The organism is Zoogloea sp. 1C4 (genome assembly GCF_009469605.1).
Classification (GTDB): domain Bacteria; phylum Pseudomonadota; class Gammaproteobacteria; order Burkholderiales; family Rhodocyclaceae; genus Zoogloea; species Zoogloea oryzae.
Genome location: NZ_SSXU01000011.1, coordinates 14,444 through 35,635, shown reverse-complemented (window position 1 = coordinate 35,635; position 21,192 = coordinate 14,444). Strand labels below are relative to the sequence as shown.

At 68.1% G+C, this 21,192-nt stretch carries 19 protein-coding genes; 12 read left to right on the top strand and 7 right to left on the bottom strand.

Annotated elements, in window-relative coordinates:
- The first annotated feature begins 7 nt into the window (after window positions 1-7).
- From GH681_RS14025 to GH681_RS14015, 3 genes are read left to right on the top strand one after another with little or no spacing between them, the layout of a single operon-like run.
- A complete protein-coding gene (locus tag GH681_RS14025) occupies window positions 8-223 on the top strand; it encodes a hypothetical protein (RefSeq protein WP_153162080.1) in 216 nt (71 codons plus the stop codon).
- Window positions 224-236: 13 nt separating this feature from the next.
- Window positions 237-1,538: a hypothetical protein gene (locus GH681_RS14020; RefSeq protein ID WP_153162079.1), complete on the top strand. Its 1,302-nt coding sequence runs from the start codon at window positions 237-239 to the stop codon at window positions 1,536-1,538.
- Window positions 1,539-1,541: 3 nt separating this feature from the next.
- Window positions 1,542-2,297 (top strand): hypothetical protein, encoded by a 756-nt coding sequence (locus tag GH681_RS14015; RefSeq protein ID WP_153162078.1) that lies wholly within the window; start codon window positions 1,542-1,544, stop codon window positions 2,295-2,297.
- A 190-nt stretch (window positions 2,298-2,487) separates the two neighbouring features.
- On the opposite strand, the gene wecB is transcribed toward GH681_RS14015, so the two are convergent.
- The 6 genes from wecB to rfbB all read right to left on the bottom strand — a co-directional run bounded on the left by wecB (window position 2,488) and on the right by rfbB (window position 7,534).
- Entirely contained in the window at window positions 2,488-3,594 is a 1,107-nt protein-coding gene (gene wecB, locus GH681_RS14010; RefSeq protein WP_153162077.1) for a non-hydrolyzing UDP-N-acetylglucosamine 2-epimerase, read from the bottom strand.
- A gap of 111 nt (window positions 3,595-3,705) precedes the next feature.
- Complete coding sequence (gene rfbC / locus GH681_RS14005) at window positions 3,706-4,260, bottom strand: dTDP-4-dehydrorhamnose 3,5-epimerase (protein ID WP_153162076.1); 555 nt, start codon at window positions 4,258-4,260, stop codon at window positions 3,706-3,708.
- Between the two features lie 13 nt (window positions 4,261-4,273).
- The gene (rfbA, locus tag GH681_RS14000) at window positions 4,274-5,188 is read right to left on the bottom strand and encodes a glucose-1-phosphate thymidylyltransferase RfbA (RefSeq protein ID WP_153162075.1); all 915 of its coding nucleotides are present in this window, start codon (window positions 5,186-5,188) and stop codon (window positions 4,274-4,276) included.
- Complete coding sequence (locus tag GH681_RS13995) at window positions 5,185-5,571, bottom strand: four helix bundle protein (protein WP_153162074.1); 387 nt, start codon at window positions 5,569-5,571, stop codon at window positions 5,185-5,187. The genes rfbA and GH681_RS13995 overlap by 4 nt, the downstream gene beginning before the upstream one ends.
- 4 nt (window positions 5,572-5,575) lie before the next feature.
- Entirely contained in the window at window positions 5,576-6,469 is an 894-nt protein-coding gene (rfbD, locus tag GH681_RS13990) for a dTDP-4-dehydrorhamnose reductase (RefSeq protein WP_153162073.1), read from the bottom strand.
- Window positions 6,470-6,472: 3 nt separating this feature from the next.
- Complete coding sequence (gene rfbB, locus GH681_RS13985) at window positions 6,473-7,534, bottom strand: dTDP-glucose 4,6-dehydratase (RefSeq protein WP_153162072.1); 1,062 nt, start codon at window positions 7,532-7,534, stop codon at window positions 6,473-6,475.
- A gap of 245 nt (window positions 7,535-7,779) precedes the next feature.
- Between rfbB and GH681_RS13980 the strand changes: the two genes are divergently transcribed.
- The 6 genes from GH681_RS13980 (at window position 7,780) to GH681_RS13955 (ending at window position 15,321) form a co-directional block, all read left to right on the top strand.
- On the top strand, window positions 7,780-9,726 hold the full coding sequence (locus tag GH681_RS13980) for a CHASE domain-containing protein (RefSeq protein ID WP_153162071.1): 1,947 nt from the start codon (window positions 7,780-7,782) through the stop codon (window positions 9,724-9,726).
- Between the two features lie 43 nt (window positions 9,727-9,769).
- Entirely contained in the window at window positions 9,770-11,215 is a 1,446-nt protein-coding gene (gene pyk, locus GH681_RS13975) for a pyruvate kinase (protein ID WP_153162070.1), read from the top strand.
- Between the two features lie 120 nt (window positions 11,216-11,335).
- Window positions 11,336-12,400, top strand: a complete 1,065-nt coding sequence (fba, locus tag GH681_RS13970; protein ID WP_153162069.1) for a class II fructose-bisphosphate aldolase — start codon at window positions 11,336-11,338, stop codon at window positions 12,398-12,400.
- Window positions 12,401-12,488: 88 nt separating this feature from the next.
- Window positions 12,489-12,869: a hypothetical protein gene (locus GH681_RS13965; RefSeq protein ID WP_153162068.1), complete on the top strand. Its 381-nt coding sequence runs from the start codon at window positions 12,489-12,491 to the stop codon at window positions 12,867-12,869.
- A gap of 134 nt (window positions 12,870-13,003) precedes the next feature.
- Window positions 13,004-14,305, top strand: a complete 1,302-nt coding sequence (locus tag GH681_RS13960) for a DUF3422 family protein (RefSeq protein ID WP_153162067.1) — start codon at window positions 13,004-13,006, stop codon at window positions 14,303-14,305.
- An 83-nt stretch (window positions 14,306-14,388) separates the two neighbouring features.
- Window positions 14,389-15,321, top strand: a complete 933-nt coding sequence (locus GH681_RS13955) for a phosphoribosylaminoimidazolesuccinocarboxamide synthase (RefSeq protein WP_153162066.1) — start codon at window positions 14,389-14,391, stop codon at window positions 15,319-15,321.
- A gap of 77 nt (window positions 15,322-15,398) precedes the next feature.
- Here GH681_RS13955 and GH681_RS13950 read toward each other — a convergent pair whose 3' ends face one another.
- Window positions 15,399-16,265: an HDOD domain-containing protein gene (locus tag GH681_RS13950; RefSeq protein WP_153162065.1), complete on the bottom strand. Its 867-nt coding sequence runs from the start codon at window positions 16,263-16,265 to the stop codon at window positions 15,399-15,401.
- A gap of 127 nt (window positions 16,266-16,392) precedes the next feature.
- Here GH681_RS13950 and GH681_RS13945 point away from each other — a divergent pair, with 127 nt between their 5' ends.
- The 3 genes from GH681_RS13945 to GH681_RS13935 all read left to right on the top strand — a co-directional run bounded on the left by GH681_RS13945 (window position 16,393) and on the right by GH681_RS13935 (window position 21,178).
- Window positions 16,393-18,462, top strand: coding sequence for a M3 family metallopeptidase (locus tag GH681_RS13945; RefSeq protein ID WP_153162064.1), 2,070 nt, complete (start codon window positions 16,393-16,395; stop codon window positions 18,460-18,462).
- Window positions 18,459-18,929, top strand: a complete 471-nt coding sequence (locus GH681_RS13940; protein ID WP_153162063.1) for a DUF4124 domain-containing protein — start codon at window positions 18,459-18,461, stop codon at window positions 18,927-18,929. Before GH681_RS13945 ends, GH681_RS13940 begins: the two co-directional genes overlap by 4 nt.
- A gap of 188 nt (window positions 18,930-19,117) precedes the next feature.
- On the top strand, window positions 19,118-21,178 hold the full coding sequence (locus tag GH681_RS13935; protein WP_153162062.1) for a hypothetical protein: 2,061 nt from the start codon (window positions 19,118-19,120) through the stop codon (window positions 21,176-21,178).
- The last annotated feature ends 14 nt before the right edge of the window (window positions 21,179-21,192 follow it).

Genomic DNA, 21,192 nt, shown 5'->3' with positions numbered 1-21,192 from the left:
AACCGCCATGAAAGAACAGATCGAAAGCCGCCTTGCCGAACTGCGCAGCGAATACGACGCCGGCCTCGGCGTGATAGCCGACCTCCAGAAGAAGGAGGAAGACCTGCGCACCACCCTCATGCGCATCAGCGGCGCCATCCAGGTGCTCGAGGAAATCCTCGCCGCCGAGACTCCGCCAGCCGAAACCGGCGAAGCCGCCGGCCCACGCCTCGTCGCCCGCTAGACCGCCCACCGCCGTGGCCGACACCGCCACCCTCCTCGCCCCGGACGGCAAGCCCGCCACCGGGCGGGATTTCAACGCCGCCGCCGGGCTGGCCTGCCGCATCGTGCTGCCGGCCGGGCGCCGGCTAGCCAGTGCGCAGCTGGTGATCGCTGCCGCCGACGGCGGCGAGCTGGCCTTGGAGTATCCGGCCCTCACCGCCGACTCCGGCCCCATGGCCGGCAAGGCCGACGCCCCGTGGCTGTGGGCCAGCGCCGACTGGGGCGAGACCCGCGCCCTGGTGGGCATCCACCTCGACGCCTCGCCCCCGGCAGCCGGCGCGCTCACCCCGCCGCGCAAGACCGGCGCCCGCCTGCGGGTGTTCAGCCGCGGCACCTGGCTGCCGCTCCAGCCGCTTGACACCCTGCCCGCCGGGCCGGAGCAGCGCTTCCCCGCCCAGTGCGCATCGCGCCTGATGGCCGAGATGCTGATCGAGGGCGACGCCGCCGAGAAACGCACCGGCGTGCTGATCCCTGGCAGCCTCACCGGCCGGCGCATCGGCGTGCGCTTCACCAAGCAGCCCTGCCTCGTCAGCGTGGCGGTGGGCGACGATCCGCCCTTCTTCAGCCCGGATGGCCCGGTGCCCGGCGCCGGGCTCACTGTGGATGGCCTCGTCCGCGCCATCAACCGCTATCTGGCCGATCACCCGTCGGCCACCGCCGTGCCGCTCACCATCGCCACCGCCAACGCCCAGCCCCTGCGCGTCAGCTTCGCCGCCGAACTCGAAGCCCCGCCCAAGCCCACCACGCCGCCAGCGCCCCAGCCCGAACCGCCCGACAAGCCCCGCCCCGGCGAGCGCGACCTGCTGGCGCCCGCCGCCGGCACCACCCGCGTCGCCCGCCTGTGCGATGCGGACCACACCGCCGGGCAGCGTTTCGCGGCGCTGCCCAAGGGCGTGCAGCTTTCCAGCGTGAGCCTGCACCTGCGCACCCCCGGCGACGCCGCCAGCGGCGAGCTGAGCCTGCACGCCGACAGCCACGGCAGCCCGGCGGAGGCACCCATCGTCCGCTGGCCTTTTGCCGTCGCGGCCGACGACGAAGCCGAACCCCGCTGGGCCACCAGCCGCCTGCCGGCGCCCCAGCTGCTGACCGGCCAAGCCTGGTGGCTGGTGTGCCGCATCGACCACGGCAGCCTGCTGTGGTACGCCGACGACCACCGCCCCGCCGGTGTCGACGGCGCCTTCCATCGCCGCGCAAACGGCCCCTGGCTACCTCTCGACGCCCCCGCACCCTGCCCGTGGCTGCAAGTCCAGGCCGGCGTGCTCGACCCGGAGCCCTGACCCATGCTCGGCCCCCTCGAACAGCTGCTCAACCCCGCCCTCACCGCCGCCCTGCCGCCGGGGCAGGACATTCAGACCGGCCCCGCCAGCGCGCCCAATGGCGCCGCCAGCCGTGTGGCCCTCCACGCCCTGCGCCTCGAATTCGACCCGCCCGCCGCCCCGGACGACACGCCGATCCGCGACCCGGCCTTCCTCGGCTGGCAGGGCACGCTCACCGCCACGCCCGACCACCCGCTGGATTTCACCCTGCCCGACGACGCGTCGGGCGAGCTGGCCGAGGTGCATTGCCCGCCGGGCCGCATCGTGACGGGCGGCGACGCGTATCTGCTGGACGGCCGCACCCTGCGCTTCTTCCGCGAGCCACCCGGCCCGGTGGAGGCGCGCACCCGCGGCGCCCCCAGCGCAGGCTACCGGGAGCGCCGCAGCGGCTGGATTGACCTGGAGCTGCGTGCCTGGGCGAAGGACATCACCACCGCCGATGCGCTCCTCGCCAGCAGCCTCGCGGCGGTGCTGGCAGCCTTCGCGGAGACCAACGTGATCGAACTTGAAGGCGCCGCGCCACGCCTCGCCCTGCGCCTCGCCAAGCCGCAGGTGAGCCTCGCCGGCATCACCCGCAGCCTCGATCCTGCGGCCCCCGGCTGGCAACTGGGCGTGGCCCGCTGCGTGGTGCGGGGCGAACTGGAGCTGGGCCTCACCCTCGGTGCGCCGGAACCCGAAGGGCGCATCGGCGAGGTGGACGTGCGGCTGCACAAGGCGTGAGGAGCGCCGGCGGCCCTGTAGGTCGGACTTCAGTCCGACAAAACGGTGCCTGACGGGACGCGTGCTGTCGGACTGAAGTCCGACCTACAGGATCGCGCTCGTTTGAATAGCCTGAACGTAAAAACGGCGGATGTTGCTTTCGCAACATCCGCCGTTTCAAATACAACACCCCTGAACGGGGCTGGCAACCTCAGGGCAGCAGGCGATCCAGATCGGCGACGATCCGCTCGGCGGCCTTGCCGTCCCAAAGCAGCGGGCGACAGCCGTGCTTGCCCTGGCCGGCCAGCACCTTGGCGGCTTCTTCGAGGATGCGCGCCGGATCGGTGCCCACCAGCACGTTGCTGCCTTCGTCGATGGTCACCGGGCGCTCGGTGTTCTCGCGCAGGGTGAGGCAGGGAATGCCGAGGGCGGTGGTTTCTTCCTGCAGGCCGCCGCTGTCGGTCATGATCAGCGCGGCGTCCTTCCATAGGTTGAGGAACTCCATGTACGACTGGGGCTTGGTGAGCACCACGTTGGGGCCGAGATCGAGCCCGAACTTCTCGAGGTTGCCCCGGGTGCGCGGGTGCACCGGGAAGATCAGCGGCAGGTCGGCGGCGATCTGCTTGAGCGCACCGGCAATGCCGCGCAGGTTGGCTTCGTCGTCCACGTTGGACGGGCGGTGCAGCGTGACCACGCCGTACTTGGGATACTTGGCCTTGATGGCCTCGGTATCCATGCCGGACTTGTCGGAGGCGTCGAGCTTGTCGCGCTGGAAGAGCAGGTTGTCGACCATCACGTGGCCCACGTGGAAGACCACGTCCTGGGCCTTGCCTTCCTTCAGCAGGTTGTCGACGCCGGCGGGTTCGGTGCAGAAGAACCAGTCGGAGATGCTGTCGGTGACGAGGCGGTTGATTTCCTCGGGCATGCGCATGTCGCCACTGCGCAGGCCCGCTTCCACGTGGGCCACCGGAATGTCGAGCTTCTTGGCGTCGATGGAGCAGGCCAGCGTGGAGTTCACATCGCCCACCACCAGCACGCAGTCGGGGCGGGCCTTCTGGCAGATCTCCTCGAAGGCCACCATGATCTTGGCCGTTTGCGTGGCGTGGCTGCCGCCGCCGGCTTCCAGGTGGTAATCCGGCTTGGGAATGCCCAGCTCGTCGAAGAAGACGTCGCTCATCTCCCGGTCGTAGTGCTGGCCGGTGTGGATGATCTTGAACTCGAAGCGATCGGCGCGGGCCTGCAGGGCACGCACGATCGGGGCGATCTTCATGAAATTGGGACGCGCGCCGGCAACGAGGTAGATCAGCGAACGGGACATGCGGGGCTCCACGGGCAGAATGACAGGCGCGCATTATCGCGCGCCCGGCGTGGGCAAGACGAAGAAATAATTGTCAGATTGGCGCAGGCGGCCCCGAAAGCCCGGGCCGGATCAGGCGAAGGTCTCGCACTCGGCGAGCGGCTTGCCGGCCACGTCCTTGGCCGACAGTAGCGGCGCGCCGTCCAGCAGGTGCAGCGGCCACTCGACGCCCACGGTCGGGTCGTTCCAGGCCAGGCTGCGCTCGAACTGCGGGGCGTAGTAGTCGGTGGTCTTGTAGAGGAAATCCGCCGAGTCGCTGGTGACCAGAAAGCCGTGGGCAAAGCCCGGCGGAATCCAGAACTGGCGGTTGTTCTCTTCCGAGAGCTCGACGCCAACCCACTGGCCGAAACTGGCCGACGACTTGCGCAGATCCACCGCCACGTCGAACACACTGCCGCGGGTGACGCGCACGAGTTTTCCCTGGGCCTGCTCGATCTGGTAGTGCAGGCCGCGCAGCACGCCCTTGGCGGAGCGGGAGTGGTTGTCCTGCACGAAGTGCACGTCGAGCCCGGTGGCCGCCTGGAAGGCCTTGGCGTTGAAGCTTTCCATGAAGAAGCCGCGGGCGTCGCCAAAGACCTTGGGTTCGAGGATCAGCAGGTCGGAGATTGCCGTTTGAATGACGTTCATCGGAACACCTTGGTCAGAAGACTTTTTCGTCGAGGATGCGCAGCAGGTACTGGCCGTAGCCGTTCTTGGCGAGCGGCGCGGCGAGCTTCTGGAGCTGCTCGGCGCCAATCCAGCCGGCGCGCCAGGCGATCTCTTCTGGACACGCGATCTTGAGGCCCTGGCGCTTCTCGATGGTCTGGATGAAGAGGCTGGCCTCCAGCAGGCTCTCGTGGGTGCCGGTGTCGAGCCAGGCGTGGCCGCGGCCCATCACCTGCACGTCGAGGGAGCCCCAGTCGAGGTACTGGCGGTTCACGTCGGTGATCTCCAGCTCGCCCCGGTCGCTGGGCTTGATGTTGCGGGCCACGTCGACGACGCGGTTGTCGTAGAAGTACAGCCCGGTGACGGCGTAGCGGCTCTTGGGGACCTTGGGCTTCTCTTCGAGACTGATGGCCTGGCCCTTGGCGTCGAACTCGACCACGCCGTAGCGCTCGGGGTCGTGCACCGGGTAGGCGAAGACGGTGGCGCCGTCGGCCCGGGCGCTCGCGGCACGCAGGCCGCTGGCGAAGTCGTGGCCATAGAAGAGGTTGTCGCCGAGCACCAGGGCGCTGGGGTTGTTGCCCACGAAGTCGGCGCCGATGATGAATGCCTGGGCGAGGCCGTCCGGGCTGGGCTGGACGGCGTAGCTGAGGTTAAGGCCCCACTGGGCACCATCGCCCAGGAGCTGCTCGAAGCGCGGCGTGTCTTGCGGCGTGGAGATGATGAGGATGTCGCGGATCCCCGCCAGCATCAGGGTGCTGAGGGGGTAGTAGATCATCGGCTTGTCGTAGACCGGGATCAGCTGCTTGGAGACGGCCAGCGTGGCCGGGTGCAGCCGGGTGCCGGAGCCACCGGCGAGGATGATGCCCTTTCGGGTAAGGGACGAATGGGAAGTGGGAAGTGGGGGGCTCATTGGGCGCTCCATTTTCGGTAGAGACCCGTCAGCAAGCGGCCAACGTGGTCGGTAAGGTTCAGGATTTCGGTGGTGTCGTCCAGATAGCCAAGCATCCTGGCGATCTGGATCTGCGTGGTCAGTTCGGCAAGCGAGCCACGGGCAACGGAGATGAAGTGGGCGTATTCCTTTGCGCCACTGCGCGCAGCGCCTTCGGCGATGTTGCTGGGGATGGAAACGGCGGCGCGGCGCATCTGCTGGGTCAGCCCGAAACGTTCATCACCGGGGAAGCAGGCCGACAGCCCATAAACCGCCTTCACGAGCAGCATGCCCTGCCGCCACGCATCCAGCCGTTCGTGCGGTCTCCCGCCCACTTCCCACTCCCCCCATTTCCCATTGCCCATTGCCTCAGATGATCTCGGTGAGCATCCGCTCGACGCCGCTTTGCCACGCCGGCAGCACAAGGCCGAAGGCCTGCTGGAGCTTGCGGGTGTCGAGGCGGGAGTTGGCCGGGCGCTTGGCGGGGGTCGGGAAAGCGCTGGTGGGCACAGGGCGGATGGCGTCGCGGGCGACCTTGATCGCCACACCGCGGGTGCGGGCGAACTCGATCACGTGGTGGGCGTAGCCGTGCCAGGTGGTCTCGCCACCGGCGGCGAGGTGGTAGGTGCCGGCGAGCTCGGGGCTCACGAGGGTCATCCGGGCCGCTTGGGCGGTGACGTCGGCGAGCAGCTCGGCGCCGGTGGGGGCGCCGTGCTGGTCGTCGATGATGGTGAGGGCGTCGCGATCCGCGGCGAGCTTGAGCATCGTTTTGGCGAAGTTGCCGCCGCGAGCGGCGTACACCCAGCTGGTGCGGAAGATCAGGTGGCGGCAGCCGCTGTCGCGGATCAGCTGTTCGCCCTCCAGCTTGGTGGCGCCGTAAACCGACAGCGGGCCAGTGGGGGCGTCCTCCGTCCAGGGGGCATCGCCGCTGCCGTCGAAGACGTAGTCGGTGGAGTAATGCACCAGCAGCGCGCCGAGCGCGGCGGCTTCGCGGGCGAGCACGCCGGGGGCCAGCGCGTTGATGGCGCGGGCGAGCTCGGGTTCGCTCTCGGCCTTGTCCACTGCCGTGTGGGCGGCGGCGTTGACGATGAGATCCGGGGCCACGTCGCGCACGGTGGCAGCGAGGCTTTCGGGCTGGGCGAAGTCGCCCGAGAGGCCGGGAGCGCCGTCGTGGTCGAGGGCGATGACTTCACCGAGGGGGGCGAGGCTGCGCTGGAGCTCCCAGCCGACCTGGCCGTTCTTGCCGAGGAGGAGGATCTTCATGGCTCAGCTGCGGCTCTCGTAGTTCTTCTCGACCCACTCGCGGTAGGCGCCGCTCTGGACGTGGGCGACCCATTCCTGGTTGGCGAGGTACCACTCGACGGTCTTGCGGATGCCGGTTTCAAAGGTTTCGGCGGGGCGCCAGCCGAGCTCGCGCTCGATCTTGCGGGCGTCGATGGCGTAGCGACGGTCGTGGCCGGGGCGGTCGGTGACGTAGGTGATGAGGCGGCTGTAGCTGCCGGCGGCGTCGGGCTTGAGCTCGTCGAGGAGCGCGCAGAGCGTGTGGACGATCTCGATGTTCGGCTTCTCGTTCCAGCCGCCCACGTTGTACACCTCGCCCGGCTTGCCGGTTTCGAGGATGGCGCGGATGGCGCTGCAGTGGTCGGTGACGTACAGCCAGTCGCGGATCTGCTGGCCGTCGCCATACACCGGCAGCGGCTTGCCGGCCAGCGCGTTGGCGATCATCAGCGGGATGAGCTTTTCCGGGAAGTGGTACGGGCCGTAGTTGTTGGAGCAGTTGCTGGTGGTGACGGGCAGACCGTAGGTGTGGTGCCAGGCGCGCACGAGGTGATCCGACGCGGCCTTGCTGGCGGAGTACGGGCTGTTGGGCTCGTAGGTCTTGGTCTCGGTGAAGGCCGGATCGTTGGGGCCGAGGGAACCATAGACCTCGTCCGTGCTCACGTGGTGGAAGCGGAAGGCGGCCTTCGCCTCGGCGTCGAGGCCCATCCAGTAGCCGCGGGCGGCCTCCAACAGCGTGAAGGTGCCATTGACGTTGGTGCGGATGAAATCGCCCGGGCCGTGAATGGAGCGATCCACGTGGCTCTCGGCGGCAAAGTGGACGATGGCGCGGGGCTGGTGCTGGGCGAGCAGGCGGTCGATGAGCTCGCGGTCGCAGATGTCGCCCTGCACGAAGATGTGCCGCGCGTCGCCCTTGAGGGAGGCGAGGTTTTCCAGGTTGCCCGCGTAGGTGAGGGCGTCGAGGTTCACCACCGGCTCGTCGCTCACGCGCAGCCAGTCGAGGACAAAGTTTGCACCGATAAAGCCGGCGCCGCCGGTTACGAGAATCATCGAAAATCCTTGGGAAAGCTGATCATGGCGCGAGCGGCCTGGCCATCAGAGGCCGCCAGCCGCGCCGGAAGGTGGGGGATTATGACACTTCAAGCCACGCCGGGTCAGGCTGGACGCGCCTTGAAGGACATCGGCAGGCAGTTTGGGCGCGGGGATCAAACTCCTGCCATCTCGTGCCGTTATAGGCGTCGGAGCGGGTTTTCAAGCGCAATCCGCTGTTTTGGCGCGAGAGAGGCTGGCAGAGCATGATGAAATTCATCGGGGCGGATCCGCAAGGCCTGCTGCGGGAGGTCTTCGTGCCGGCCGTCGTGTCATTGCTGCTGTCGATCACGGTGGGCTGGCTGGCCATCCAGCGGATCGACGAAGCCAACCGGGCCGGGCGGGAAAACGCCTTCGTCCTCGAGACCAACGAGATCACGCTGAAGGTCGAGGAGCGCTTCAAGGCCTATCGGCAGGTGCTGCGCGGCGCGCGGGCGCTGTTTGCGGCGTCCCAGGAGGTGACCCGCACCGAATGGCGGGATTACGTCACCGGGCTGCGCCTTCAGGCCGACTTCGGCGGCATCCAGGGCGTCGGCTTCGCGGTGCAGGTGCCGGCGGCACAACTGGCGAGCCACGAGCAGCGGGTGCGCGCCGAAGGCTTCCCCGATTACCGGATCAGCCCGCCGGGCCGGCGCGACATCTACAGCGCGATCGTCTATCTCGAACCCTTCGACTGGCGCAACCAGCGCGCCTTCGGCTACGACATGTACTCGGAGCCGGTGCGCCGCGAGGCGATGGAGCGCGCCCGGCTTCTCGGCGTGCCTGCGCTGTCGGGCAAGGTGCGGCTGGTTCAGGAAACCACCACCGACGTCCAGGCCGGCGTGCTGCTGTATCTGCCGGTGTTCCGCACAGGCGCGCCCCTCGAAACCCCGGCCCAGCGCGCCCAGGCCTTCGTTGGCTGGGTCTATGCCCCATTCCGGCTCGGCGACCTGATCGTCGGCACCCTCGGCGAGTCGACCAGCCGCATCCGCATCTACGACGGCCACGGGGAAGAACCGGCCGCACTGCTCTTCGACAGCGACCCGAAACGCACCGCCGACGGCAAGGGCCTGACGCGCAAGGCGGAGCTCGAACTGGACAACCGGGTATGGACGCTGATCTTCGACGAAGCGCCCCAGCTGGCCCGGGGGCGCGGCAGCGCAACGGCCGAGAAGACCGCCGTGGTGCTGATCGGTGCGCTGTTCGTGCTGCTGGCGGTGTCCTTCACCGCGGCCCGCCAGCACGCCATCGCCCTTGACCGGACCAGCGCCTCCCTGCGCGCCAGCGAAGCCCGCTACAGCGCCCTGGTCAACCTCTCCCACGACGGCATCGCCTCCCTTGACCGGGATCTGCGCTTCACCTTCCTCAACCCGCGCCTCAACACCCTGCTGGGCTACCCGGACGGCTACCTCATCGACCGGCGCCTCGACAGCCTGTGGCCTGCCGCCGATCCGCCCCGTGTGCTGGCGCTGGTCACCCGGCTGCGCCAGGGCAAGGCCGCCACCTACGAGCAGGAGCTACGCCGGGCCGACGGCGGCCTGCTCACCGCCATCGTCACCGATGCGCCGCACCTGGACGCCGCCGGCAACCTGCAGGGCGCCATCCTGACCATCACCGACATCTCGGAGCGCAAGGCCTCCGAGCAGCGCATCCACTACCTGGCCACCCACGACGCCCTCACCGGGCTGGCCAACCGAGCCCAGTTCCTCGACCAGATGAACACCAGCCTGCTGCTGGCGATGCGCCACCGCACGCGCTTCGCGCTGCTGTTGCTCGATCTCGACCGCTTCAAGGAGGTGAACGACACCCTCGGCCACGCCGCCGGCGACGCCCTGCTGATCGAAGCCGCCCGCCGCATGCAGCAGGGCCTGCGGGCCAGCGACCTGCTCGCCCGCCAGGGCGGCGACGAATTCATGGTGCTGCTGCACGACGTCCACAGCCCCGACGAAGCCGAAGCCGTCGCCGGGAAGATCCGCCAGGCCATCCGCCAGCCCTTCACCCTCGAAGGCACCGAGCAGCACATCTCGGTGAGCATCGGCATCGCCCTCTACCCCGAGGATGGCACCGACATCGAAACCCTCACCCGCCACGCCGACGCCGCCATGTACCGCGCCAAGGCGACGGGACGCAGCAAGACCGACCTTCCTGCCCGCATCACCCCCGGGAACGCATAGAATCCCGTCATTCACCCACGCGTCCAGTCCAACCGGAGACCCCATGTCCCGCCACACCAAGATCGTCGCCACCCTCGGCCCCGCCTCCTCCGATCTCGCCACCCTCGAGCGCCTGGTTCAATCGGGCGTGGATGTGGTGCGCCTCAACTTCTCCCACGGCACCGCGGAAGACCACATCCGCCGCGCCAGCCAGATCCGCGAAGCCTCGCTCCTCGCCGGCCGCCCGGTGGGCATCCTGGCCGACATGCAGGGCCCCAAGATCCGCGTCGGCAAGTTCGAGGAGGGCAAGATCACCCTCGTCAAGGACGCCCCCTTCATCCTCGACGCAGCCCTCAGCACCCCCGGCGACGCCCACCGGGTCGGCCTCGATTACAAGGACCTGCCCCGCGACGTGAAGCCCGGCGACGTGCTGCTGCTCGACGACGGCCGGCTCAAGCTGGGCGTCGAGCGCGTACTCGGCCACGAGATCCACACCCGCGTGAAGGTCGGCGGCGAGCTCTCCAACAACAAGGGCATCAACCGTCAGGGCGGCGGCCTCACCGCGCCGGCCCTCACCGCCAAGGACATGGATGACATCAAGACCGCCGCCCAGATCGGCGTCGATTTCGTCGCCATCTCTTTCCCCAAGAGCTCGGCCGACATGTACATGGCCCGCCAGCTGCTGCGCGCCGCCGGCAGCAGCGCGGTGCTGATCGCCAAGATCGAACGCACCGAAGCCGTCGCCAACCTTGAAGAAATCCTCGACGCCTCCGACGGCATCATGGTGGCCCGAGGCGACCTGGCCGTCGAAGTGGGCGACGCCGCGGTGCCGGCCCTGCAGAAGCGCATGATCCGGCTCGCCCGCGAGCGCAACAAGCTCACCATCACCGCCACCCAGATGATGGAATCCATGATCCTGAGCCCGGTACCCACCCGCGCCGAGGTCTCCGACGTGGCCAACGCGGTGCTCGACGGCACCGACGCGGTGATGCTCTCCGCCGAAACCGCCTCCGGCAAGTTCCCCATCGAGGTGGTCGAATCCATGGCGCGCATCTGCCTGGAGGCCGAGAAGTCCGCCGAGGTCACGATGGACCGCGACTTCCTCGACCGCATCTTCACGCGCATCGACCAGTCCATCGCCATGGCCGCCATGTGGACCGCCTACCACCTCAAGGTGAAGGCCATCGCGTCCCTCACGCAAACCGGCTCCACCGCCCTGTGGATGAGCCGCCTCAACAGCGGCGTGCCCATCTACGCCCTCACCCCGGAAACCTCCGCCCGCAACCAGATGACGCTCTACCGCGAGGTCTATCCGCTGCTGATGTCTCAGGTACACGCCGACCGCGACGTGCTCCTGTGGGAAGCCGAGCAGATCCTGCTGGAGCAGGGCGTGGTCACCTACGGCGACCTCATCGTGCTCACCATCGGCGAGCCGATCGGCGCCGCAGGCGGCACCAACACCATGAAGATCGTCCGCGTCGGCGACACGCCCAAGCCGGGTATCGTGTAACCGGTAACGCCAACAAGCAAATCTTGCTCCGGCCGGGTTCGCAGTCGGCATGCCGGCACGCTAGAATTCGGTTTTTTACGCCTACACCCGGCCGGGCTCACCGGCCACCGGAGAAAACACATGTCCCTCGTTTCCATGCGTCAGCTTCTCGACCACGCCGCCGAAAACGGCTACGGACTGCCCGCGTTCAACGTCAACAACCTCGAACAAGTCCAGGCCATCATGGAAGCGGCTGCGGAAACCGACAGCCCGGTGATCATGCAGGCCAGCGCCGGCGCCCGCAAATACGCCGGCGAAGCCTTCCTGCGCCACCTGATCGACGCCGCCGTCGAAGCCTACCCGCACATCCCGGTCGTGATGCACCAGGACCACGGCCAGTCCCCCGCCATCTGCATGGGCGCCATCCGCTCCGGCTTCTCGTCGGTGATGATGGACGGCTCCCTGATGGAAGACGGCAAGACCCCGTCCTCCTATGAGTACAACGTGGACGTCACCCGCCGCGTCGTCGAGATGTCCCACGCCATCGGCGTCAGCGTCGAAGGCGAACTGGGCTGCCTCGGCTCCCTCGAAACCGGCCAGGCCGGCGAAGAAGACGGCATCGGCGCCGAAGGCACCCTGGATCACTCCCAGATGCTGACCGACCCCGACCAGGCCGCCGACTTCGTCCGCCAGACCAACGTGGACGCCCTCGCCATCGCCATCGGCACCAGCCACGGCGCCTACAAGTTCACCCGCAAGCCCACCGGCGACATCCTCGCCATCGAGCGCATCAAGGAAATCAACGCCCGCATCCCCAACACCCACCTGGTGATGCACGGCTCCTCCTCGGTGCCGCAGGATCTGCTGGAGATCATCCGCGAGTACGGCGGCGACATGAAGGAAACCTACGGCGTGCCGGTCGAAGAGATCGTCCGCGGCATCAAGTACGGCGTGCGCAAGATCAACATCGACACCGACATCCGTCTCGCCATGACCGGTGCGATCCGCAAGTTCTTCGTCGAGAACCCCTCCAAGTTCGACCCGCGCGAGTTCCTCAAGCCCGCCCGTGAAGCCGCCAAGCAGGTCTGCAAGGCCCGCTTCGAAGCCTTCGGCACCGCCGGCAACGCCAGCAAGATCAAGCCGATCAGCCTCGACAAGATCGCCGCAGCCTACAAGAGCGGCGCCCTGAACCAGGTCATCCGCTAAGCCAAGCCGGGCACTTCGCCCGCCGCTGCGTGTCACACTCAGGGCCGGAGATTTCCGGCCCTGTTTCATTTTCTGGAGACATTCCCCGATGCCCGTGCCCTGGTCCGCCCTGTTCAGCGCCATCCCCTGGACCGACGTCATCGCCAAGGCGCCCGAGCTCGCCCAGGGCGCCCGCAAGCTGTGGCAGAAGGTCGGCAAGCGCGAAGCCACACCGCCCGCCCCGCCCGAAACCCCGGCCAGCAGCGCGCCCTCGGTCGGCGAACGCATCGACGCCCTCGACGCCCGCCTTGCCGACGTGGGCGCCCGCCAGCAGGAAAGCGCCGAACTCCTCGCCGCCCTCGCCACCCAGAACGCCGAACTCATCCGCGCCACCGAAGAACTCCGCGGCCGCGTGCGCCAGCTCGGCATCGGCTTCGTGGTTCTCGCCGCCGGCCTCCTCGGCACCCTCGGGCTGATCCTGATCCGCTGATTTTGTTGCACCGCAACAACAAGGTGTGACACCCGCCACGGGCGCGGGTTTCCCCGACCTTGCCAGCCCATCTGCCGTAACGGCAAGATGGCTGCCCGATCACGCCTCGCGGCCAGCGCCGTTCACCTGACACCATGACCCTGCCCGACTACTTCGCCGAGCACGACCTGCGCCAGGCCCTCAACGACGAATTCCACGCCCGCCCGCCGGTGCCGCTGGAAAGCCCCACGCTGATCAGCTACCTCGCCATGCACCACAACAGCGAGCCCGCCGGCGCCGCGCTCGAGCACCTGATCGACCTGGGCACCCGCCTCGGCCAGCCCATCGACGCCGAAGGCAGCCACCGCCTGATCGACTTCGGCAGCTTCCAGCTCAAGTGGGAGCTCCACAACGAGTTCTCCAGCTACACCTTCTTCCGCCCGGTGGCCCGCGGCGAAGGCGTGGGTGGCAGCACCTCGGCCCTCGCCGTGGTGCCCCAGGACTGGCTGCGCCAGATGCCCGGCAAGCTCATCGTCGCCACCCACGTCGAGCTGCGCTCCGCCGCCGAGGTGACGCCCGAGAGGGTGATGGCCAAGCTGTCGCCCACCGGCACCCAGATGGTCGGCGCCAAGGTGGCCGACGGCGCCGCCTGGGTGTTCACCGACTTCCTGTTCGAAGACGGCTTCTCGCGCTTCCTGGTGATCGACGTGTCCCTCACCCGCCGCCAGTCGGGCCGCACCGTGCAGCGCCTCGTCGAGATCGAGACCTACCGCCTGATGGCCCTGCTGGCCTTCCCGGTGGCCAAGGACGTGGGCCGCATGATCGGCACCGCCGAGCAGCGCCTCGCCGACCTGATGGACCGCACCGGCAGCGCCCGCACGCCCGAGGACGAGCGCAGCGTGCTGGCCGACCTCACCACCATGGCCGCCGAGGTCGAGCACTCCGTGGCCCGCACCACCTTCCGCTTCGGCGCCGCCCGGGCCTACCACAGCCTGGTGATGCAGCGCATCGCCGAGCTCCGCGAGCAGCGCATCTCCGGCCTGCCGACCTTCCACGAATTCATGGAACGCCGCCTGCTGCCGGCCATGAACACCTGCGTGACCATGGCCCGCCGGCAGGAGGATCTCTCCAGCCGCGTGGCCCGCAACAGCCAGCTCCTGCGCACCCGGGTCGAGGTCGAGCTGGAACGCCAGAACCAGGAGCTCCTGGCCCAGATGAACCGCCGCGCCAAGCTCCAGCTGCACCTGCAGGAAACCGTCGAGGGCCTGTCGGTGGTGGCGATCACCTACTACGCCTCGCAGCTGGTCCAGTACCTCGCCAAGGGCGTGAAGCACCAGATCGAGCCGCTCACCCCCGAAGGCCTCACCGCCGCGGCGATCCCGGTCATCGCCCTGATCGTCGCCCTCGGCACGCGCCGCATGCGCAAGCACCTGGCCGAAGCCGAGGCCGGGCACTAGCCCATCCCCGCGGAGGGTGTGCGCGTCTCGTCACACCCTCCCCTCACCGCTATAATCTCGTTTTGTCCAACGGACTTTCGACCGTGACCACTCCGCTCTTCGAATCCTCCATCCGCAGCCTGGCCCTCCTGGGCCGCGGCAAGGTGCGCGACATCTACGCCGTCGACGCCGACAAGCTGCTCATCGTCACCTCCGACCGCCTGTCGGCCTTCGACGTGATCCTGCCGGATCCGATTCCGCAGAAGGGCCAAGTGCTCACCGCCATGGCCGGTTTCTGGTTTGCCCGCCTCGGCCACATCGTCCCCAACCAGCTCACCGGCATCGACCCGGAAACCGTGGTCGCCGCCGACGAGCGCGAGCAGGTCCGCGGCCGCGCGCTGGTGGTCAAGCGCCTCACCCCGCTGCCCATCGAAGCGGTCGTGCGCGGCTACGTCATCGGCTCCGGCTGGAAGGACTACAAGGAAACCGGCGCCATCTGCGGCATCCAGCTTCCCGCCGGCCTGCAGCAGGCCCAGAAGCTCCCCGCCCCGATCTTCACCCCGGCCAGCAAGGCCGACGTGGGCGATCACGACGAGAACATCAGCTTCGAGCAAGCCCAGGCCCGCACCGACGCCCTCCTCGCCGACGCCCTCAAGGGCACCGGCAAGACCGGCGCCCAGCTCGTCGCCGAAGCCCGTGACGCCGCCATCGCGCTGTACACCCAGGCCGCCGACTACGCCGCCACCCGCGGCATCATCATCGCCGACACCAAGTTCGAGTTCGGCATCGACGCCGCCGGCACCCTGCACCTCATCGACGAAGCCCTGACGCCGGACTCCTCCCGCTTCTGGCCCGCCGACAGCTACGCCGTGGGGATCAGCCCCCCGAGCTACGACAAGCAGTACGTGCGCGACTACCTCGAGACCCTCGACTGGGGCAAGGTTGCCCCCGGCCCCAAGCTGCCCGCCGAAGTCATCGAGCGCACCGCCGCCAAGTACGTGGAAGCCTACGAAAAGCTCACCGGCCAGACCCTCTGACCAGCCGCGCTCTTCCGGCACCACAAAGCAACAACCCGCCTTCCGGCGGGTTGTTTCGTTTGACGGGCAGCGCGCGCTCAGACCACGTTGAACAGGTCGGTCAGCGCCTTCCGCTCCTCCTCCGATTCGGCCAGCACCTCGGCCAGCCGCACTTCGTCCAGCCCCAGGGTGGCCGCCTTGGCGAGGCCGTGGCGCAGATCCTCGGGCTCCGGCGAGAAGGGGTTGGGCGTCTCGGCGATCAGGTTGGCCACGAAGATCAGATCTGGAATGCAGTCCGGCGGCCACACGCCCCCGTAAAGCTCAGGGTCGTCCACCGCATCCACCAGCTCCTGGGGCATGTTCATCGCCGCCAGCACCGCCCGGCCGATGGGCGCGTGCCACACCCGCACCAGATCCGACAGCGGGCTGTCGTCCTTCAGCATCTCGGGGTATTCCCAAACGCGGGCCAGCAGAAAGAACTGCCCGATGTCGTGCACCATGCCGGCGAAGAAAGCCGCGTCCCGGTCGAGCTTGGTGCACTTGCGCGCCAGCACCGAGGCCGTCGCCGCCACGTCCACGCAGTGGGCCCACAGCTTGCGGATCATCGGCTGGAAAGGCCCCAGCACATCCCGGTGGATCAGCTGCTCGGCCGCCACCGCCATCGCCAGCGCCCGTAGCTTGCCGAAGCCGATGCGCACCAGCGCCTTCGGCACGTCGGTTACCAGCCGGCCGCCCGGGTTGTACCAGGCCGAGTTGGCCAGCGCCACGGTACGCGCCGCCAGCAGCGGCTCGGCCGCCACCATCGCCGACATCCGGCCCAGATCCATGTCCGGGTCATCGAGCGCCTCGAGCACCCGCATCGTCACTTCCATCGACGTCGGAAAGCGCAGCTCGCCTTCCTCGAGTTCCTGGGAAATCGTGTGCAGGAAGGCCTGCTCCGTGAGATTCAACGCCTTGTCGGTCACACCGTGCCCCTTTCAAACCAATTCATACAACCCCATGTCAGACATACGCGCCTATCCGCAGCATAGGCGACACCCCGCCCGGAATTCGGCACAATAAAACCATTCAATCGAACACGCCCCGACAACCATGACCACAACGCCAGCCACCTCGCCCCTTCTCGATCTTTCCGGCCTGCCGCGCTTCGACGCGATCGAGCCGGCCCATGTGGAGCCCGCCGTGCGCAGCCTGCTGGACGCCCTGGGCGCCACCATCGCGCGCCTGCAGGACGACCCCACGCCGCCCACCTGGGACAACTTCGTCGAACCCATCGAAAACGATGGCGAGCGTCTCGGCCGCGCCTGGGGCATCGCCGCGCACATGCACAGCGTGATGGACACGCCGGAATGGCGCGAGGCTTACAACGTCATGCTGCCCGAGGTCACCCGTTTTTACGCCGAATTAGGGCAAAACCTTAAGCTTTTTGAAAAATATAAATCGATCCGTAATAGCGAGGCCTTCGCCACCCTCAGCCCGGCCCGCCAGCGCATCATCGACAACGAGCTGCGCGGCTTTCGCCTCTCCGGCGCCGAGCTGCCCGACGACCAGAAGCCCCGCTTCCAGGCCATCCAGGAAGAGATGGCCGGCCTCGGCGCCAAGTTCTCCGAGAACATCCTCGACGCCACCAACGCCTACAGCCACGTGGTCACCGATGAATCCGAGCTCGCCGGCCTGCCCGCCGACGTGATCGCCGCCGCCCGCGAAGCCGCCGAGAAGGCCGGCGTGGAGGGCTGGAAGTTCGGCCTCAAGATGCCGTCCTACCTTCCGGTGATGCAGTACGCCGACAGCCGCAGCCTGCGCGAGACGCTCTACCGCGCCTACGCCACCCGCGCCGCCGAGGTGGACAACGGCTACAGCAAGCCCGAGTGGGACAACGGCCCGCTCATCAAGCAGATCCTCGCCCTGCGCGCCGAAGAAGCGAAGATGCTCGGCTACCGCCACTACGCCGACGTCTCGCTGGTGCCCAAGATGGCCGAATCCACCGAGCAGGTGCTGGGCTTCCTGCGTGAGCTCGCCGTGAAGGCCAAGCCCTTCGCCGAGCGCGATCTGGCCGAACTCAAGGCCTTCGCCAAGGACGAGCTGGGCCTCGACCCGCTGGAGCCGTGGGATGCGTCCTATGTGTCCGAAAAGCTGCGCGTCGCCCAGTACGCCTTCTCCGAGCAGGAAGTGAAGGAATACCTGCCCGAGCCCAAGGTGCTCGACGGCCTGTTCAAGGTGGTGGAGCGCCTCTACCAGGTGGACATCAAGCCCGACACCGGCCCCGTGTGGCACCCGGACGTACGCTTCTTCCGCATCGAACGCGACGGCCAGCTCATCGGCCAGTTCTACCTCGACCTCTACGCCCGCGACACCAAGAAGGGCGGCGCGTGGATGGATTCGGCGATCACCCGCCGGCGCATCGGCAACGGCATCGAGACGCCTGTGGCCTATCTGGTGTGCAACTTCCCCGGCCCGGTGGGTGGCAAGCCCGCCACCTTCAGCCACGACGACGTGATCACCCTCTTCCACGAAGCCGGCCACGGCCTGCACCACCTGCTCACCCGGGTCGATGACCTGGCCGTCTCCGGCATCCACGGTGTGGAATGGGACGCCGTCGAGCTGCCCAGCCAGTTCATGGAAAACTTCTGCTGGGAATGGGACGTGGTGCGCGAGATGACTGCCCACATGGACACCGGCGCCCCGCTGCCGCGCGAACTCTTCGACAAGATGCTCGCCGCCAAGAACTTCCAGAGCGGCATGCAAACCGTGCGCCAGTTGGAGTTCTCGCTGTTCGACCTGCTCCTGCACATGGACTTCGACCCCGCCCACCAGCACGTGATGGACCTGCTCGCCGAAGTGCGCAAGGAAGTCGCCGTGCTCGTGCCGCCCGAATGGCACCGCTTCCCCAACAGCTTCAGCCACATCTTCGCCGGCGGCTACGCGGCGGGCTACTACAGCTACAAGTGGGCCGAGGTGCTCTCCGCCGACGCCTTCGCTGCCTTCGAGGAGAGCGGCCGGCCCAAGGGCAGCGTGCTCGACGCCGAAACCGGCGAACGCTTCTGGAACGAGATCCTGGCCGTCGGCGGCAGCCGCCCCGCCCTCGAGTCCTTCAAGGCCTTCCGCGGCCGCGAACCGCAGGTGGACGCCCTCCTGCGCCACAGTGGCATGGTGACCTCATGACAAGCCGACACCTCCTCGCCCTGATGCTCCTCGCCGCGGCCCTGCCGGCTGCGGCCCAGACCGCCTATCGCTGGGTGGACAAGGATGGTCGCGTGCAATACAGCGACCAGCCCCCGCCCCAGGAGGTCAAGAAGTTCGAGGAGCGCAAGGTCCAGCCCAACAAGGGCAACGCCCAGTTGCCCTTTGCGACCCGCAAGGCAGCCGAAACCTACCCGGTAGCCCTGTACACCGGCCGCGAATGCGGCAAGCCCTGCGACGACGGCCGCGCCCTGCTCACCCAGCGCGGCGTGCCGTTCTCCGAGACCAAACTCGAATCCGCCGAAGACGTGGCCGCCTTCAAGGCCCGCTTCGGCAAGGAGCCCTTCGTGCCGACCCTCACCGTCGGCCGCGAAAGCGAAATGGGCTTCGCCGCTTCCGCCTGGAACGGCCTCCTCGACAACGCCGGCTACCCCGCCGGCAAACGCTAGCCTCCCGCCAATCCGCCCCCGCCTGCCGCCTCGCGCCGCAGGCCGGGTGCGCTCGCCTGCTGTCTGGCGACATTCCGTCCAGCACAAGAAAAACGCACTGTCGATATTAACAGTAGGTGGATTGCATGATAATCTTGCAATTCGACTACCCGATATCAATAGACAGCAGTTTTCACCAGGAAGAACGGATGGCTCCCAGACTCACTCCCCTTGTCCTCGCCCTCGGCGGCGCCCTCACCCTTTCGGCCTGCGGCGGCGGTGGTGGCGGCGCCAGCACCCCGGCGGCCACGCCCGCCTCCGTGGACGTCACGGTCACCCCGTCCCTCGGCCAGTTTTCCCCCGGCTGCACCGTCGAGCTGCGCAAGGCCACCGGCGAAGTGCTGGGCACCGCCAGCGTCGGCATCAACGGCAGGGCCGTCATCCCGGTCAGCGGCTACACCGGCGCGGTGATCGCCGCCGTCAAGGGCTCGCCCACCTGCACCTATTTCGACGAAGCCAGCGGCACCGACAAGCCCTTCGACGCCAGCAGCCAGATCAGCGCGGTGATCGATAACCTGCGCCAGGAATTCGGCATCAACATCTTCACCAACCTCGCCGCCACCCGCGTGCTCGACACCTCCCGCGGTTCGCTCGCCAGCGGCGCCACCGCCGACACCATCAAGCAGGAAAACGCCGCCGTCCAGGTGATGTTCCAGGTGAGCGACATGTTCGCAACGCCCGTCCTGATCCACCGCGGCAGCGGCAAGGTGCTCGACAACACCGAATCCGGGCGCCTCGCCACCCGCCTCGCCGCGCTGGCCGAAGTTGCCAGCGGCCTGTCGATGGGCGTCGCCAGCCTCGCCAGCCACCTCGCCGACGACCTGACGGACGGCCGCCTCGACAGCATCGACTCCAGCCGCATGCAGGCCGGCCTCGACGCCGCCATCGGCAAGTACGCCAGCGATTCCGCCAAGGCCAGCCTCACCGACGCAGCCGCCAACATCAACCTCGTCACCGATGCTGCCACCGCCAGGGATCAGGCCCGCACGGCCCTCACCGCCGGCACCTCGCTGCAGCAGGCCCGGCAGATCTTCGCCGACCTGCGCACCAGCATCCTGTCCATCGCCAACGACGCCGGCACCGGCTCCCTCGACCAGCAGAACGCGCTCATGCAGGGCGACTTCCAGCATGGCGTGGATGCCGTGCTGGTCATCGACCACCTCTCGCTGATGGCCTGGGCTGCCGACACGCTCCCCAACCCCGAGAGCCCCTCCGTCGGCCACCGCGAGAGCGACTGCATGGTTCCGTATCCATTCACCGCCAACTACTTCGAGTGCACCTTCATCGCGGGCCGCACCAAGCGCGAATATCACGCCACCGTCCGCCCCGCCGCCAACGGCGTCACCTGGGAATTCACCCGCGTCCGGAGCCTTGAAACCGGCGCCAGCACGCCCCTCACGGGCCTCACCGGCACCCTCACCCGCGACGCCGCCGGCCGCTACACTGCATCCGGCAACTTCTACCCAATGACCGGCGACAGCACCCGCACCGTGGCGAGCTTCAGCTTCACCTACGACGGCAGCCGCGATGCCGCCCAGGTGTGGGCCGGCAGCGGCAGCCTCGACGCCCTCAAGGGCGACGGCAGCAGCGCCCTCAAGGTCATCGTCAGCGACGCCGCCGGCAACCAGGGCACCAAATCCTCGCGCTTCGTCGGCAGCCTCATCAGCCCCCACCACCGCTTCGACGGCAACCTCGAGATCGGCACGCCGACCGTCGCCCTCGACGGCACCACCGAGCCGAAGAACGGCCGCCTCGTCGGCAGCTTCACCGACATCTCCAACCCGGTAGCCCCCTTCAAGTTCCTCGAAGGCACCGTCAACTACAGCCAGGACCTGAGCGCCTTCAACGCCGACCTCGCCCCGAGCACCACCAACTACATCCGCCAGACCCTGGGCTTTACCGGCGCCGCCTACAAGTCGGCGGGCGTCACCGGCATCGGCCTGATCCTCTCCGCCACCAACGCCGACGGCCCCGCCAGCCAGCGCGGCGAGTTCACACTCACCGGGCTGAACGGCCTCACCCTTACCGGCAAGGCCACCCAGACCGCCACCGGCTGGGTCTGGGAAATCAAGAACAGCAACGGCATCACCGTCAGCTACTCGACCGCCGCCGGCACCGGCACCGTCCGCAACGCCGACGGCACCACCCTTGGCACCATCAGCAAACAGCGCGTCAGCTTCATCGACGGCAGCTACGAATCGCTGATCTGAGGTCCGCGCCCATC

Excerpts from the sequence above, each read along its gene's own strand:
- GH681_RS14025 (WP_153162080.1), top strand. The coding sequence starts at position 8 with ATGAAAGAACAGATCGAAAGCCGCCTTGCCGAACTGCGCAGCGAATAC.
- GH681_RS14015 (WP_153162078.1), top strand. The coding sequence starts at position 1,542 with ATGCTCGGCCCCCTCGAACAGCTGCTCAACCCCGCCCTCACCGCCGCC.
- wecB (WP_153162077.1), bottom strand. The coding sequence starts at position 3,594 with ATGTCCCGTTCGCTGATCTACCTCGTTGCCGGCGCGCGTCCCAATTTC.
- rfbC (WP_153162076.1), bottom strand. The coding sequence starts at position 4,260 with ATGAACGTCATTCAAACGGCAATCTCCGACCTGCTGATCCTCGAACCC.
- rfbA (WP_153162075.1), bottom strand. The coding sequence starts at position 5,188 with ATGAGCCCCCCACTTCCCACTTCCCATTCGTCCCTTACCCGAAAGGGC.
- GH681_RS13995 (WP_153162074.1), bottom strand. The coding sequence starts at position 5,571 with ATGGGCAATGGGAAATGGGGGGAGTGGGAAGTGGGCGGGAGACCGCAC.
- rfbD (WP_153162073.1), bottom strand. The coding sequence starts at position 6,469 with ATGAAGATCCTCCTCCTCGGCAAGAACGGCCAGGTCGGCTGGGAGCTC.
- rfbB (WP_153162072.1), bottom strand. The coding sequence starts at position 7,534 with ATGATTCTCGTAACCGGCGGCGCCGGCTTTATCGGTGCAAACTTTGTC.
- GH681_RS13980 (WP_153162071.1), top strand. The coding sequence starts at position 7,780 with ATGATGAAATTCATCGGGGCGGATCCGCAAGGCCTGCTGCGGGAGGTC.
- pyk (WP_153162070.1), top strand. The coding sequence starts at position 9,770 with ATGTCCCGCCACACCAAGATCGTCGCCACCCTCGGCCCCGCCTCCTCC.
- fba (WP_153162069.1), top strand. The coding sequence starts at position 11,336 with ATGTCCCTCGTTTCCATGCGTCAGCTTCTCGACCACGCCGCCGAAAAC.
- GH681_RS13965 (WP_153162068.1), top strand. The coding sequence starts at position 12,489 with ATGCCCGTGCCCTGGTCCGCCCTGTTCAGCGCCATCCCCTGGACCGAC.
- GH681_RS13960 (WP_153162067.1), top strand. The coding sequence starts at position 13,004 with ATGACCCTGCCCGACTACTTCGCCGAGCACGACCTGCGCCAGGCCCTC.
- GH681_RS13945 (WP_153162064.1), top strand. The coding sequence starts at position 16,393 with ATGACCACAACGCCAGCCACCTCGCCCCTTCTCGATCTTTCCGGCCTG.
- GH681_RS13940 (WP_153162063.1), top strand. The coding sequence starts at position 18,459 with ATGACAAGCCGACACCTCCTCGCCCTGATGCTCCTCGCCGCGGCCCTG.
- GH681_RS13935 (WP_153162062.1), top strand. The coding sequence starts at position 19,118 with ATGGCTCCCAGACTCACTCCCCTTGTCCTCGCCCTCGGCGGCGCCCTC.